The following is a 13,392-nucleotide window of genomic DNA, read 5'->3' as shown; positions in this document are numbered from 1 at the left end:
CGATAGGCAGCACGTTGGAATCGAACGCAGCAGCAGCAAAAGATTTCCGTAGCGTCGTCATTTTTATCCTTCCCCGTTTTCTTGTTGTTGAATTGCACTTTAGTTGTGCTAAGGGCAAGAAAACACGTTTGTGTGGAGCAGCAATTGAACATTCTCGACGCGGCGCATGCAGTGGCACACGACTATCCAGGCGGTTGCGAGTCTCTCGCGCCCCGCATGGGAATGTCGGCGGCGGTTTTGCGCAACAAGGTGAATCCCAACAACACTACGCATCACCTCACGGTGGCTGAGGCCGTGCGGATGTCGCAGATCACCGGCGACGTGCGAATCGCGGAAGCCATTGCGAACGAGCTTGGCCATGCCCTGGTGAAGCTGCCGCAGGTTTCAGACTGCTGCGACTCGGCAATCGTCGAAATGATGGGCAAAGCGTGGGAAACGCACGGCGACGTTGGCCGCGAGATCACGAAGACGCTTGAAGACGGCCGTGTCGAGCACAAAGAGGTAGCACGCGTCGAGGCGCGCATCTTCGCGCACGCGCAAGTCCTGTTCAACCTGGCTGCGCGACTGCGCGGCATGGCGGAGTAACCGAATGCGGGCGACACATACCCAACTGGCCGGCTACGACTCAGTGACCGGCACGAAGCGCTGCACGCAGAAGCAGATGATCGCCAATTTGTTCTACAGCGAGCACCTGACGCTCACGCGGCAGGAAATCGCCGACCGCACGAATCTGCGTTTGTCGAGCGTCTGCGGCCGCGTGCGCGAGCTGCTCGACGACGAAGCGCTGCAGGTGCGCGGCGAGCAGAAATGCGCAGCGACCGGTGTGCTGAACGAAACCATCGGTCTGCCCGCAACGAACTGATATGGCACTGGCCGAGGTCATTCATTTGCCTGAGCAGGTCGGCCCGCAGACGCAGGACGGTTTCACGCGCATTGCAAACGAACTGCTTGACGCATTGCTGTTCGCCCGGTTGACGGGCCAGCAGCTAGCCGTGGTGATGGCAGTCGTCCGGAAGACTTACGGCTTCAACAAGCGCAGCGACGACATCGGCCTGTCGCAGATCCGCAAAATGACCAACATCGACAAAGCGAACCTGAGCCGCACAGTTGCCCAACTGGTTGACCTCCGCATCCTCCACCGTGCCGACGGCGAGTATGCGCACACGCTGAGCCTAAACAAGCACTACCGTCAATGGGCTGTCGCTGAGCATCTACGGTTGTCGATTCAACAACCCCCGGTTGTCGAAAATACAACCACTCCGGTTGTTGATTCAACAACTAAGGGGTTGTCGAATCAACAACCACAAAAGACAACCCCAAAAGACACTAACCAAAAGACAACTCCAAAAGAAACCCTTTCGCGCTCGCTTCGCGAACGCTTCGAGATTTTTTGGGCGGCCTACCCGAAGAAGAAATCCAAGACCACGGCGGAAAAGGCCTTCGCCAAACGCAACCCGGACGAGCAGCTCTTCAACGACCTGATGGCAGGTTTGGAGCGTGCCAAGACTTCGGAGCAGTGGTCGACCCCGCAATTCATTCCGCACGCGGCCACTTGGCTGAACGCGGGCGGCTGGATGGACGAGATCCAATCCGCCTACACCGACGCCGAACTTGCCGTGATCCGAGCCTTCAACAAGGCACTCGGGGAGCGTATCGGCGCAGTGGACGAGGCGGCTTTCGTCGAGGCGCGGGCCGGTGCGATCCGAGCGTTCACGGCACACCTGAAGGGCGACGCGGACGCGTGGGCGCGCTACTTCCCGGCGGTCCGCGACAAGGTCGACTTGCCGCCGCACGCCGGCTTCGATTACCTGATCAGCCCGAAGGGGTTCGGCGACGTCAAAGGTCGCATGACGCTCAAGCGCAACCCGGATGGGACGCGCGCCGCGGGTAATTGGGACGCCTCGGCGAGCAGCATCAAAGCGATGGCCCGAGAAATGGGCATCGCGTTCACCGATGACGAACCGGTGCCCGCAATCACGGCGCGAGTGCGCGCTGCACTCGCAAAACTTGAAGGTAATTCATGACGATTCATATCCCCGAATGGATGGTTTGGTTGAGTGTGGCAGGCGCCGGCGCACTCGTGGTGGTGATGGTCGGCTTCGCGGTGCTCGGTTTCCTGTTCTGGCTCGCGTTCCGGAAGGTGTGAGCCCATGACGAAGCGAGCACCCTGGCCAATGGTGGTCCCCACAGGCACGAAGAACGTCGGCACTGCGCGCGTGCGCGAGGACACGACTGTCGGTCGCGGCTTCGCCGAGCGCGAGCTGATGCGTCGCAACGGCGGTGCGCCGAACAGTACGTTCGACGAGGTGGCCGACGGCGTTGGCATGTCGGCGATCGGAAGCAGCATCGCTGGCTCCGCGCGCGCCATGGCCGAGATCGGCGACGCGGCGCCGCTCGGCGCACCGCTCCGGCGGCTGACCAAGCCGGCCAAGCCGCCGAAGTATCGAAACACGAAGTGCGAGCATCAAGGCATCAAATTCGACAGCCAGAAAGAGCGGTCGCGCTGGTTTCACCTGATCCAGCTGCAGGCGGCCGGATCGATCTGCGACCTTCGCCTGCAGGTTGCGTTCGTGCTGACTGAGCGGCGCCAGCGCGACGACGGTACGTGGGAGCGCGCATCGAAGTATGTCGCCGATTTCGTCTATTTCGACGTGACGCTCGGAAAGCAGGTCGTCGAGGACGTGAAATCGGTCGCGACGCGGAAGAACCGCACGTACATCCAGAAGCGTAAGCAGATGCTCGACAAGCACGGCATCACGGTGAAGGAGATCTAGCCAATGGCATACACGAACATGAGCAAGCAGCAGCGCGAGATCTGTGAATTCCTGTCGCTCAATCCCAATTCGACAAATGCGGAGATCTGCGCTGCGACCGGCTTCACATACGAGAGCGTTAAGAAGAAGCTGCGCGTATTGAAGGAAAGCGGCCATGTGAAGGGCAGCGAATCGAAATATCGCGCGCTCTATGAATTGACTGGCAAGTCGTTTCCGCGCAGCGCGGACTATCGGCTCAATCCGCGCTATCTGGCCCGCAAGGAACGGCTCGCGACCCAATTGACGATCCGGGACACGCTGTTCACCGTCATGCACGCGATGGTGATGGCAGGGAGGGCGGCGACGTGACCGAGCGGGAAGAGTTCGACGCGTGGTTTGAACGCGAATTCAACGCCGCAGCGGTTGCGCCATCGTTGCGCGAGCTCGCATTTCACTTCTGGCGCGAAGGTCGGCGTTCGGTTCTCGCCTCGAGCGGTGCGCCGGTTGAAATGCGTTGCCTGCGGGAATCGGCATGAAGCGATCAGCACCAATGCAGCGAAAGACGCCGCTTGCGCGCACTGGCTTCAAACGGCCGGAGCCGTCGACGGCAGTCAAGACGACATTTCACACTCAGACGGTACTGCGCAAGGCTGCGCTCAAAACGCGCCGGAAGCGCGTGACGGTTGCCGAAGGCGCGAAGTACCTCGCGGCGTGCCGCGGCGAGCCGTGCTACTTGAACGTGGAATGCCCGTGGAGCGATTGGGCAGATCCGACGGTCGTCGATTGCCACTCGAACCAGTCGAAGCACGGAAAGGGTGGTGGTTTGAAGGCGAAGCACTGGTTCACGGTGCCCGGTTGCGCGAAGTGCCACGAATGGCTCGATCGCAGCGGTGCGCCATTCGAGGACAAGTGCGCCGCTTTTGACGATGCTCTCGCGCGCTGGGAGCCGCGGCGCGCTCGGAAAATGGGATTGGAAATTCAGGAGGCAGCTTGAGATTGTGGGTCGAGATTCCCGATGGCGTTGGCTGGTTGAGGCATGGCCGTCGCGTAGGGCGGGTGCAGTTTGCCACCTACGGCAAGACCCGGCGGATTGAGACGATGGTCTACCGGCTCGAGCGCGTGATGTACGAGCATCGCGGCCCGCGCTTTGTCTATGCGGACGCATGGATACCGGAACACTATCGCGGCGGGTTTCTGCCGGGCGATCTGGGTTGGGTTGGCGATGGAGTCTTCCGCGCCAAAGCGCCTGTCGAATTTAATGGAACCACGCTGGCGGCGTTTCTCGCCAGTGGTGATCTGGAATGGGATGTGAGGGAAATCGCATGACGCCAGCCAAATATCAGTCCGCATTGAACGCCCAATCGGCGATCGCCAAGAAGGTGCTCGAAATGGTGCCCATTCAGGAAGCGTGGTCGCGCAACGAGATCGCTTCGAATATGCGGCGCGTCACGAAGAGCTCGCCCGACGTCGCGGTGCTCGACGGTTGCATTGCGCGGCTGAAGGATGCCGGTCTGATTCGTGAGCGTCAAACGGGCTTGTATCAGCGCGTTGAAATCAGGGAAAGGGAGATTATTCAAGTGGCGACAGCAAAAGCGGTTGAATCCGGCTCGCTGGCGGTCGAGTCGGCGAAATCGCCGATCGACATCCTATCCAGTCTGTCCGAGCGTGCGCGCCAGCTCGCGACCAGCATCGTGATGCTTGCCTCCGACATCGAGACGGCGGCGCTGACGATCGAGCAAGGCAGCGCCGAAAGCAATGCGAACCTCGAAAAGCTGCGCCAGCTGCAGGCGCTACTCAAAAGCCTGTCGTGAGGGAGGACATTGTGAGCGCAATCAACGTCAACAGCAGCAGGACGAATACGACGACGCATCGTGCGGTGCTCGACGGCACCGAGCTCGAACGCATCATCGGCGAGTATGTCGCGTCGATGTGCGGCATTGATCCGGGTTCGCCCGGCGTCAATATCCAATGCCGCCTATCTTCCAGAATGGGTAGCTACAGCGTCATCAATGAAGGGCTTGTGACTATCACGGTCGACCATGCTGCTGCTCCCGTCGAGGTGTCGGAATGAGCGCACACGCATATATCCAATGGGCCGACGTGCCCCAGCAGTTGATCGACACGAGCCGGCAGCATGTCGACGAAATAACCGAAGCGCAGATTGTCGCATTTGACGGCTGCCCGATCAGCGGCCAACTGTTCCAAGGCAGCGCCGAGTATGTGCCGCATCCGGCGGACATCAAGTCACTGCAGGTCGAGTACTCATTCCCGCGCGCAGTCGAGTTGCGGCACGCGCTGGTGGATTGGTTCTGGTATCACGGCATTCACTTCATGGTGGTCATGTGACGACGAGCTGTGCAATTGGAGCAAACCGCGGCGGTCGCGGCGAACAACACGCAAAGAGGCAAATCACCATGACGACAAGCGCCATTGCGGCAGACGAGATCGACGCGGTTCTGACGGAGTGGTACGAGTGGAGCCAGGCATACGAACCCGCGCTTGGGCATGGCCGCGCGTCGGCGAGCTGCCGCGACTTCAAGATCAGTAATCAGTGGATGGACTACGACGATCTGTCTGACACTGTTGATCGCCAGTTGCGCACGGCGACCGGCGAAGCTGTCGATCCGCTCATTCAAAAATTGTCGCTCGACCATCGAGTCGCGGTCATGACCGCCGTGCGCAACTTCGTCGCCGGCGCGGCGGTGTTTCGCAACCCCCGCAATCCCTCGACCCAAGACGCAGACTATGCGGAAGCAAAGCGCGTGATGCGTCCAGGCCTGCTGGCCAAATCTCTCATTCGTGGCGTATGATTAAATGTAGCTGCAAATAATGATTGCATCGTTCATTATATGTAGCTACAATTATTTGCATGGACCTCACTTACGACCCCGCAAAGAACAAAGCGAACATCGCAAAGCACGGCGTGTCGCTCGAAATGGCAGCAATGATCGACTGGTCGGAAGTGCTGTTCTACGTCGATGACCGTCGCGATTACAGGGAAGTGCGTGAAGTCGGTTTTGCACCGATCGGCGCACGTCTCTTTTGCGTGGTTTTCACACAGCGCGGCGAAGCGATGCATGTGATCAGCCTTCGCAAGGCAAATGACCGAGAGGTACGCAACTATGCGCAATACGATTAAGACGCGGTCGGGTCGCGTGCTCGAATTGCCGACGCCCGACGAAGACGCGGCAATCAATCGCGGCATCGCCGCTGATCCGGATACCTACGAGGTGTCTGACGAAGATTTCAAGAAGATGAAGCGCCTCGGCACGCGCGGCCGGCCACGTCTCGAATCGCCGAAGGTTCTATTGTCTGTGCGATACGATGCCGACGTTGTCGAAGCATTCAAGGCAACGGGCGACGGCTGGCAAACGCGCATGAATGACGCGTTGCGCGATTGGTTGAAGGAGCATCAGCACGCATGATTGGAGCCGGCATGAAGTGGACGATCGAACTGCCTGCGCAGTCAGGGTTTTATTGGGTGGAGCGCAATACGGGCGAGAAGCTGGTCGGCGAGGTGACCGTCGTGCATCTCGGCGCGGGAGTTGCGTTCGCCATAGCGTTCGCTGGCGAGGGCGGCCGCACTATTGTGGATTCTCCGGGTTTCGTTGGAACCCGCTGGTATGGCCCAATCACTCCACCGAGCGAAGAATGATTGCAATCATTGACGACCACAGAGGAAACGTGTGATTATTCGCCTGTGGTGAGTTCGCTCGCCCAAAGAAAAGCCCGCACGGTTCACGCCGCGCGGGCTTTTTGTTTTACTCGTTTCCTTTTGCCTTCAGTTGCTCGTGCAGCTCGTTGAGCAGCGTGGCGAGGTATGCAGCGTCTGATTTGCCGTTCAGTTCCGCGTTATCTGGGTTACCAGTTCCGAGCAATTTGATGCTGCCGTTGTTAAGTGCTGCACTCACGGCCTCGCGGACGACTGCGGTTGCGGTTGACCCGTAGAACGTTCCCATTCAATTCTCCTTTTTGTATGCCGGCCCTTCCGGCGCAACGATTCTACAGCGGCAGTGATTCATTGGAGTCCAGCATGGCGCAGACGCAGATCAAGTTGAGTGTGTCGTTCGCGTGGTGGCTGAACCCATACCTGCGCGTGCTCGCGATCTGCTGCATTCTCAGTGGCAATGCGCCGGATCGGGCGAAGCTCGAGGCGAAGATCAAGCGCGCGATGCGTGTGGTCGTCCGATGAGCCGCAAGCTATCGACGCTCAAGCCGCGCATCCAGGCGGCGAACACCAATCGAGTCGCAACGCTCGAAGCCAAGGCCGGCACGACGCCACGCGTGCGTGGTCGCAAATGGGTGCAGACGCGTCAGCGCGTTGCAGTTGACCAACAGTTCAAGTGTCGGGGTTGTGGTTGCGTGTGGTTGCCGTGGCGCGATCAGGTCGATCACCACGTGCCGCTTGAGCAGGGCGGCAGCAACGACGACAGCAACCTCAACCTGCTGTGCGTCGACTGCCACGCCACGAAGACAGCGAGCGAGGCGAAGGGTCGATCGGCAGTAGGTGCTTTGTAGCAGCCTGCTTCGCGACAGGTTCGAAGAGCGTCAGGCGCCACGCGCGAGGCCGTCACAGGCCTGTTCGGCGTGCCGTAGAGGTGCTGGCAGGGTGGGGGCATCGAAACTCTACCGTTTCGCATGACGGGAAACCAACCGTTCTCTCACGCGCAGAATTTTTCCCTTTTTGGAGCTTTTGTTAATGGCTTTTAACAGCAAGAAACGGCTCTTTGCCGATGCTGTTTTAGCTGGAAAGTCCAATAGGGACGCGGCTATCGCAGCAGGCTACAGCGCTGCAACCGCATCGGCGGCCGGGTCGCGACTTGTTAAAGATAAGGACGTCGTCGCCTACTTGGTGGAGCGGCGGAAGAAGGGCGGCGCGAAGCCGAAACCGGCGCAAGCCGAAACCGATGCGGCGATAACAAAGGCCGCAGTCGCGGCGGGCTTCGACTTGAACACGATCCTGACGTTTTCGGATCCGAAGGCATTCCTGCTTGCTGCAATGAACGACCAGAATACCGAGCCGAAGCTGCGGGTCGATGCGGCGAAGACGCTCATGCCGTTCATGCACGCCAAGATGGCCGAGGCCGGCAAGAAGGACGCGAAGGCCGATGCAGCAAAGAAGGCCGGTGCCGGCAAGTTCGCAGCAACGGTGCCCCCAAAGCTGGTGGTGAACAACCGGAAGTGACCGATGGAATGGAAGACAAGCTGCCTCGATTGGGCCGACCGGCTCAAGCGCGGCGAGTCCATCATTCCGCCGCCCATTTTCCCCGACCAGGCCGAGCATGCGTTGGCGATCTTCAAGCAGCTGAAAATTGTCGATGCGCCGGGCAGCCCGACGTTCGGCGAGTCGTGCGCGCAATGGGTGTTCGATCTGGTGGCGTCGATCTTCGGCGCGTATGACCCGGATAGCGGCCGGCGGCTGATCACCGAGTGGTTCATCTGCCTGCCGAAAAAGAATTCGAAATCGACGATCGCGGCCGGGATCATGATGACCGCGGTCATTCTGAACTGGCGGCAGTCCGCGGAGTTCGCGATTCTGGCGCCGACCATCGAGGTTGCAGGCAACAGCTTCAGCCCCAGCCGGGACATGGTGAAGCACGACGAAGAGCTCGACGAGCTGCTTCAGGTGCAGACGCACATCAAGACGATCACGCACCGAAACAGCGGGGCGACGCTGAAGGTCGTAGCGGCCGATTCGAACACCGTCGGCGGAAAGAAAAGCGTCGGGACGCTGGTCGATGAATTGTGGCTATTCGGCAAGCAGGCGAACGCGGAGAACATGCTGCGCGAGGCGATCGGCGGCTTGGCATCGCGTCCGGAAGGCTTCGTGATCTATCTGACCACGCAGTCCGATGATCCGCCGGCCGGTGTTTTTCGCCAGAAATTGCAGTACGCGCGCGATGTGCGCGACGGCAAGATCGAAGACAAGCGCTTTGTGCCGGTGATCTTCGAGCACCCGCCGGAAATGGTGGCGAGCAAGCAGCACCTGAAGGTCGAAAACCTCGGGATGGTCAATCCGAATCTCGGCTACTCGGTTGATCAGGAGTTCCTCGAGCGCGAGTTCAAGAAGGCGCAAACCGAGGGCGAGGAATCATTTCGCGGCTTCCTCGCGAAGCATGCAAACGTCGAAATCGGTCTCGCGTTGCGCTCTGATCGATGGGCTGGAGCGGAATTTTGGGAGTCGGCGGCGCTGGTTCCGAAACTGACACTCGAGCAGCTGATCGAGCGGTGCGATGTGATCGACGTCGGCATCGACGGCGGCGGCCTCGACGACTTGCTTGGCCTTGGGGTGGTTGGGCGCGAGAAGGTGACGCGTCGCTGGCTGCTCTGGACGCATGCGTGGGCGCATCCCTCAGTTTTCGAACGCCGGAAAGAGGTTGCGCCGACGCTGCGCGACTTCGAGAAAGAGGGCGATCTGACCGTCGTCGAGCAGATCGGCGACGACGTGCGCGACGTCGCTGACATCGTCTCGCTTATATTCGCTTCGGGGCTGCTCGACAAGGTTGGGGCAGACCCGGCCGGTATCGGCGCCATCCTGGATGCGCTGGTCGAGGCCGGCGTGCCGGAAGAGATCGTCATCGGTATTTCGCAGGGCTGGAAGATGTCCGGTGCCATCAAAACGACAGAGCGCAAGCTCGCCGAAGGAGTGCTTGTGCATGGCGGCCAGCGAATGATGGCGTGGTGCGCCGGCAATGCCCGCGTGGTTCCCGTTGGAAATGCCGTGAATATCACCAAGCAGGTCAGCGGGACCGCCAAAATCGATCCGCTTATGGCCAGTTTCAACGCCATAACCCTGATGAGTCTTAATCCGCAGTCAGCACCTACACCGGGAATCGTTATCCTATGAGCGAAGCATTCAAGGCGGCGCAGGCGAAGGCCCGAATTCCGGGCTCGTCCGTGCTGAATGCCTGGCGCGCTCAGCATGGGCCTGAGGCTACCGGTCGGGTCAGCAACCTCAACGAGACGCGGCAGAGCCTGACTGTTCAGGAGCTGGCGAACATCATTGGCGGCGGCGCAATCAGCAACGCCGGGCCGGTCGTCAATGAGACGACCGCAATGAAGGTCTCTGCGGTCTATGCGTGCGTCGCGCTGATTGCCGGCGCGATCTCGACGCTGCCGATGCAGATCTACGAGCGCACGCCGACCGGCCGCGCACGCGTCGAGCACCCGTATTGGTGGCTGTTCAATGAACAGCCAGAGCCGGACGTATCAGCGGCCGTCTTTTGGGAGTACATGGTTGCGGCGCGGCTGTTCTATGGCGATTGCTTTGCCGAGATCGTGCGGCCGTCGTTTCGTAGCAGCTCGATCTCGGCGTTTAAGGCGCACCATCCGCTGCGCGTCTTTCCGTTCCGCGACAGCCGGGGCGATCTCTGGTATCGCGTGCAGCCGCTGGTTGGCGCCGAGTATGTGCTGCATCCGGCGGACATCATCCACGTGCCGAGCCTCGGGTATGACGGAATCCGCAGTCCGAGCCCGATTACGTACGCTGCGCGACAGGCCGTCGGCACATCGATCGCAGCGGCGGAATACAGCGCACGGTTCTTTTCGAACGGCGCGCGCCCCGACTTTGCGCTGACGACCGACGGCAACATGACGGAAGAGCAGGCGCGGCTTCTGCGTGCCACATGGGGCGAGCGCCATAGCGGCGTCGCGAACTCGCACCTGCCGGCGATCCTTACTGGCGGTCTGAAGGTGCAAGAACTGACTATGTCGCCGGTCGATGCGCAGATCCTCGAGACGTGCAAGTGGGATCTCGAAGAAATCTGCCGCATCTTGGGAGTGCCGCCGTTTATGGTTGGCTCGACGGAGAAGACGACATCGTGGGGCAGCGGCGTCGAGAACATGAGCCGTGGCTTTGTCAAGTTCACGCTGCTGCGAGATCTGGTGAAGATCAATCAGGAATTCAACCGCAAGGTGTGGCCGGCGCGCCAGCGCATCTTCTGTGAATTCGACGTATCCGGTATGGAGCGAGGCGATCTGAAGAGCGAGAACGATGCGCTCCGTATCGCGCTCGGTCGCGCCGGCGAGCCCGGCTGGATGACCCAGAACGAGGTGCGGCACCTGAAGCTGCTGCCGCCCGTCGAGGGTGGAGACGTCGTGAACAGCGGTATTGCGCAGACCGCCAATGTAACCGAACCAGCTGCAGAGCCGGAAACCGCGCCCGCGCCGGCGGGACAACCAGACCAAGGAGCAACATGAGCAAGCTGATCCAGCTATTGGCGAAAAACCGCCGGCCGGCGCAGCCTCGCGCGTTTGATGTGCAGGGCGAAGACACGACCATCTATATCTACGATGCCATCGTCGCCGACGACGACACAGCGGAATGGTGGGGCGGCGTCTCCGCCCAAACTTTGGTGCCGCAAATTCGCGGCATCAAGGGCGGGACGGTCCATCTGCGCATCAATTCGCCTGGCGGCGATGTGTTCGCGGCGCAGGCGATCGTCGCGGCGATCCGCGATACCGGCGCGAAGGTGGTTGCGCACATTGACGGCGTCGCGGCGAGCGCGGCGACCGTGATCGCATCGGCGGCCGATGAGGTCGAAATGTCGGACGGCGCCATGTACATGATCCATTGCGCCTGGACTGTTGCCATTGGCAATTCTGCCGACCTCGCAGCCACGTCGGCGCTGCTCGACAAGACTGACGGCGTGATCGCTGGTCAGTACGCGAAGCGCAGCGGCAAGAGCGTGGACGATATGAAGGCGCTCATGAGCGCAGAGACGTGGTTCACTGCAGAAGAGGCGGTCGAAATCGGCCTCGCCGATCGCGTTGCCGAGAATGCGCCACGCGCGCAGGCATCGTGGGACTTGAGCGCCTACGCCAATGCTCCCAAGCCGCAGGCTAGCGCTAAGCCGGAGCATGTCGAAGCCATTACCGCAGAACACCGCGAACGCCAGCAGCAGCGCATGCGCATGCTGAATCGCATCAACCATCAGTGACGCGCCTCGCGCACCTGAGAACAGCCGCCTGATGGCGGTTTTTTTTCGTCCTAACGACCTGCGCGAGCGGTCATCCCTGTCAGGAGATTCACATGAAGCTGCAACAACTGCGTGAACTGCGCAATTCGAAGGCGAAAGAAGCCAACGAGATCAACAACAAGTTTCCCGCCGACCAGCGCATGCCGGCCGCCGAGGCCGAGCGCATGGATTCGATTCTGGCCGAGATCGAGGCGATCGACAGCGAAATCGCTCGCGAGAGCCGCCGCGCGCAGCTCGCCGCAGAAGACCCGGCTGCTCAGCATGCCGCAGCAATGACTGCCGCGACGCGCACGCCCGGCGCCCACGGTGATGAAACGCGCGCGCTCCGCGCCTTCATGGCCGGCGGTATTTCGAACATGGCCGACGAAGACCGTGCGCGCATGCTCGCTCGGCAGACCCCCGACATCCGCAACGCGATGTCGACGACCACCACCACGGAAGGCGGCTTCACGGTTGCGACCGAATACCAGCGCTCGCTGGAAATCGCAATGAAGGCTTACGGTGGTATGCGCGCCGTAGCGCACGCGATTCGTACGGCGACGGGCGCGTCGATGAACTTTCCGACCACCGATCCGACGGCGGAAGTCGGTGAAATCGTTGGCCAGAACGCGCCGGTTACGGGGCTCGATACTGCCTTCGGCAATATTTCGATGGACGTCTACAAGTACAGCTCGAAGAAGATCGCGCTGCCGTTTGAACTGGTGCAGGACTCGTTCATCGACATCGAGGCGTACATCCAGAGTTTGTTGGCGATGCGTCTGGGCCGCATCCAGAACACGCATTTCACCACCGGCACCGGCACCGGCCAGCCGCGCGGCCTCATTACGGCCGCCAACACTGGCAAGGTCGGCGCCACCGGCCAGACGCTCACCGTTGTCTATGACGATCTGGTCGACCTCGAGCACTCCATCGATCCCGCGTACCGAAGCCAGCCGGGCGTGGGCTACATGATGCACGACTCGTCGGTGAAGGCTATCCGCAAGATCAAGGATAGCCAGAACCGCCCGATCTTCGTGCCGGGATACGAGGCCGACGCCATGATCAATGGCGGCGCGCCGGATCGCCTGATGGGCCGCCCGATCTACATCAATCAGGACATGCCGGTGATGGCGGCGAATGCAGAGTCGATCGCGTTCGGTCAATTTTCGAAGTACGTCATCCGCGACGTGATGGACCTGACACTGTTCCGCATGACCGATTCGGCGTTCACGCTGAATGGTCAGATCGGCTTCGTCGGCTTCCTGCGCACGGGCGGCAATCTGATCGACGCAGGCGGTGCCATCAAGACGTACGCGAACTCGGCCACCTAACAGAAACCGAGTCTTTCGGTCATCCTACGGCGGGCTTCGGCTCGCTGCATCACCTCTCTCAGGAAGTCCATCATGGCAAAAGTTCAAACGGCGCGAGCGCGTGTGCTCGCCGATCACGTTGGCTTGGGCATCAAGTGCGGCCAGCTTGTCGAGGGTCCGGAAAACGTCATCAAGGCGCTGACAGCCGCGGGCGTTGTCGACAATCACGAGGATGCCGTCGCGTACGCGTCCAGCAAGGGCGCTGATGTTGTCGCGATTGAAGATCCCGCGACGGCCGCCGAGGTGGCCGCCGCGATTACCGAAGAAAAGCAGCCCGACCCGGCTGGCGCTTCGCAGGCTGCGGCAAGCTAA

At 60.8% G+C, this 13,392-nt stretch carries 24 protein-coding genes; 23 read left to right on the top strand and 1 reads right to left on the bottom strand.

What is annotated here, in order from left to right; all coding sequences use genetic code 11:
- Positions 1–144: 144 nt before the first annotated feature.
- The 15 genes from B0G83_RS16430 (at position 145) to B0G83_RS16365 (ending at position 6,408) form a co-directional block, all read left to right on the top strand.
- Positions 145–585, top strand: a complete 441-nt coding sequence (locus B0G83_RS16430; protein ID WP_105508535.1) for a phage regulatory CII family protein — start codon at positions 145–147, stop codon at positions 583–585.
- Between the two features lie 4 nt (positions 586–589).
- Positions 590–862 (top strand): hypothetical protein, encoded by a 273-nt coding sequence (locus tag B0G83_RS16425; RefSeq protein ID WP_146120246.1) that lies wholly within the window; start codon positions 590–592, stop codon positions 860–862.
- A gap of 1 nt (position 863) precedes the next feature.
- Entirely contained in the window at positions 864–2,024 is a 1,161-nt protein-coding gene (locus B0G83_RS16420) for a replication protein (protein WP_105508434.1), read from the top strand.
- The gene (locus tag B0G83_RS39140; protein WP_258167908.1) at positions 2,021–2,146 is read left to right on the top strand and encodes a hypothetical protein; all 126 of its coding nucleotides are present in this window, start codon (positions 2,021–2,023) and stop codon (positions 2,144–2,146) included. The genes B0G83_RS16420 and B0G83_RS39140 overlap by 4 nt, the downstream gene beginning before the upstream one ends.
- A 4-nt stretch (positions 2,147–2,150) precedes the next feature.
- Positions 2,151–2,774, top strand: a complete 624-nt coding sequence (locus tag B0G83_RS16415; protein WP_105508433.1) for a DUF1064 domain-containing protein — start codon at positions 2,151–2,153, stop codon at positions 2,772–2,774.
- A gap of 3 nt (positions 2,775–2,777) precedes the next feature.
- Positions 2,778–3,122, top strand: a complete 345-nt coding sequence (locus tag B0G83_RS16410) for a hypothetical protein (RefSeq protein ID WP_105508432.1) — start codon at positions 2,778–2,780, stop codon at positions 3,120–3,122.
- Between the two features lie 163 nt (positions 3,123–3,285).
- Positions 3,286–3,747: a DUF1364 family protein gene (locus B0G83_RS16405; protein ID WP_105508431.1), complete on the top strand. Its 462-nt coding sequence runs from the start codon at positions 3,286–3,288 to the stop codon at positions 3,745–3,747.
- Positions 3,744–4,079 carry a hypothetical protein gene (locus B0G83_RS16400; protein ID WP_146120245.1) on the top strand — a complete coding sequence of 112 codons (336 nt, stop codon included), beginning with the start codon at positions 3,744–3,746 and terminating at the stop codon, positions 4,077–4,079. Before B0G83_RS16405 ends, B0G83_RS16400 begins: the two co-directional genes overlap by 4 nt.
- Positions 4,076–4,564 carry a hypothetical protein gene (locus B0G83_RS16395; RefSeq protein ID WP_105508429.1) on the top strand — a complete coding sequence of 163 codons (489 nt, stop codon included), beginning with the start codon at positions 4,076–4,078 and terminating at the stop codon, positions 4,562–4,564. Before B0G83_RS16400 ends, B0G83_RS16395 begins: the two co-directional genes overlap by 4 nt.
- A gap of 11 nt (positions 4,565–4,575) precedes the next feature.
- The gene (locus B0G83_RS16390) at positions 4,576–4,824 is read left to right on the top strand and encodes a hypothetical protein (protein WP_105508428.1); all 249 of its coding nucleotides are present in this window, start codon (positions 4,576–4,578) and stop codon (positions 4,822–4,824) included.
- The gene (locus B0G83_RS16385; protein WP_105508427.1) at positions 4,821–5,099 is read left to right on the top strand and encodes a phage portal protein; all 279 of its coding nucleotides are present in this window, start codon (positions 4,821–4,823) and stop codon (positions 5,097–5,099) included. Before B0G83_RS16390 ends, B0G83_RS16385 begins: the two co-directional genes overlap by 4 nt.
- Positions 5,100–5,167: 68 nt before the next feature.
- A complete protein-coding gene (locus tag B0G83_RS16380; protein ID WP_258167907.1) occupies positions 5,168–5,563 on the top strand; it encodes a hypothetical protein in 396 nt (131 codons plus the stop codon).
- A gap of 59 nt (positions 5,564–5,622) precedes the next feature.
- On the top strand, positions 5,623–5,892 hold the full coding sequence (locus B0G83_RS16375; protein WP_105508425.1) for a BrnT family toxin: 270 nt from the start codon (positions 5,623–5,625) through the stop codon (positions 5,890–5,892).
- Positions 5,876–6,178, top strand: a complete 303-nt coding sequence (locus tag B0G83_RS16370) for a BrnA antitoxin family protein (RefSeq protein WP_181156900.1) — start codon at positions 5,876–5,878, stop codon at positions 6,176–6,178. The genes B0G83_RS16375 and B0G83_RS16370 overlap by 17 nt, the downstream gene beginning before the upstream one ends.
- 11 nt (positions 6,179–6,189) lie before the next feature.
- Positions 6,190–6,408: a hypothetical protein gene (locus B0G83_RS16365; RefSeq protein ID WP_146120244.1), complete on the top strand. Its 219-nt coding sequence runs from the start codon at positions 6,190–6,192 to the stop codon at positions 6,406–6,408.
- Between the two features lie 106 nt (positions 6,409–6,514).
- Here B0G83_RS16365 and B0G83_RS16360 read toward each other — a convergent pair whose 3' ends face one another.
- The gene (locus B0G83_RS16360) at positions 6,515–6,712 is read right to left on the bottom strand and encodes a hypothetical protein (RefSeq protein WP_105508423.1); all 198 of its coding nucleotides are present in this window, start codon (positions 6,710–6,712) and stop codon (positions 6,515–6,517) included.
- A gap of 74 nt (positions 6,713–6,786) precedes the next feature.
- Here B0G83_RS16360 and B0G83_RS38655 point away from each other — a divergent pair, with 74 nt between their 5' ends.
- The 8 genes from B0G83_RS38655 to B0G83_RS16325 all read left to right on the top strand — a co-directional run bounded on the left by B0G83_RS38655 (position 6,787) and on the right by B0G83_RS16325 (position 13,392).
- Positions 6,787–6,945: a hypothetical protein gene (locus tag B0G83_RS38655; RefSeq protein ID WP_181156897.1), complete on the top strand. Its 159-nt coding sequence runs from the start codon at positions 6,787–6,789 to the stop codon at positions 6,943–6,945.
- Positions 6,942–7,271: an HNH endonuclease gene (locus B0G83_RS16355; protein ID WP_258167906.1), complete on the top strand. Its 330-nt coding sequence runs from the start codon at positions 6,942–6,944 to the stop codon at positions 7,269–7,271. The genes B0G83_RS38655 and B0G83_RS16355 overlap by 4 nt, the downstream gene beginning before the upstream one ends.
- 181 nt (positions 7,272–7,452) lie before the next feature.
- Positions 7,453–7,938 (top strand): terminase small subunit, encoded by a 486-nt coding sequence (locus B0G83_RS16350; protein ID WP_105508422.1) that lies wholly within the window; start codon positions 7,453–7,455, stop codon positions 7,936–7,938.
- A 3-nt stretch (positions 7,939–7,941) separates the two neighbouring features.
- Positions 7,942–9,600, top strand: coding sequence for a terminase large subunit (locus B0G83_RS16345; RefSeq protein ID WP_105508421.1), 1,659 nt, complete (start codon positions 7,942–7,944; stop codon positions 9,598–9,600).
- Entirely contained in the window at positions 9,597–10,952 is a 1,356-nt protein-coding gene (locus tag B0G83_RS16340; RefSeq protein ID WP_105508420.1) for a phage portal protein, read from the top strand. The genes B0G83_RS16345 and B0G83_RS16340 overlap by 4 nt, the downstream gene beginning before the upstream one ends.
- Entirely contained in the window at positions 10,949–11,692 is a 744-nt protein-coding gene (locus B0G83_RS16335) for a head maturation protease, ClpP-related (RefSeq protein WP_105508419.1), read from the top strand. Before B0G83_RS16340 ends, B0G83_RS16335 begins: the two co-directional genes overlap by 4 nt.
- A gap of 92 nt (positions 11,693–11,784) precedes the next feature.
- Complete coding sequence (locus tag B0G83_RS16330) at positions 11,785–13,041, top strand: phage major capsid protein (RefSeq protein WP_105508418.1); 1,257 nt, start codon at positions 11,785–11,787, stop codon at positions 13,039–13,041.
- A 72-nt stretch (positions 13,042–13,113) separates the two neighbouring features.
- The gene (locus B0G83_RS16325) at positions 13,114–13,392 is read left to right on the top strand and encodes a hypothetical protein (protein WP_105508417.1); all 279 of its coding nucleotides are present in this window, start codon (positions 13,114–13,116) and stop codon (positions 13,390–13,392) included.

The sequence above is a fragment of the Paraburkholderia sp. BL21I4N1 genome (assembly GCF_002973525.1).
In the GTDB taxonomy this organism is placed as follows: Bacteria; Pseudomonadota; Gammaproteobacteria; order Burkholderiales; family Burkholderiaceae; genus Paraburkholderia.
The sequence above is the reverse complement of the archived record's forward strand: the minus strand, read 5'-3'. Positions and strand labels throughout refer to the sequence as shown.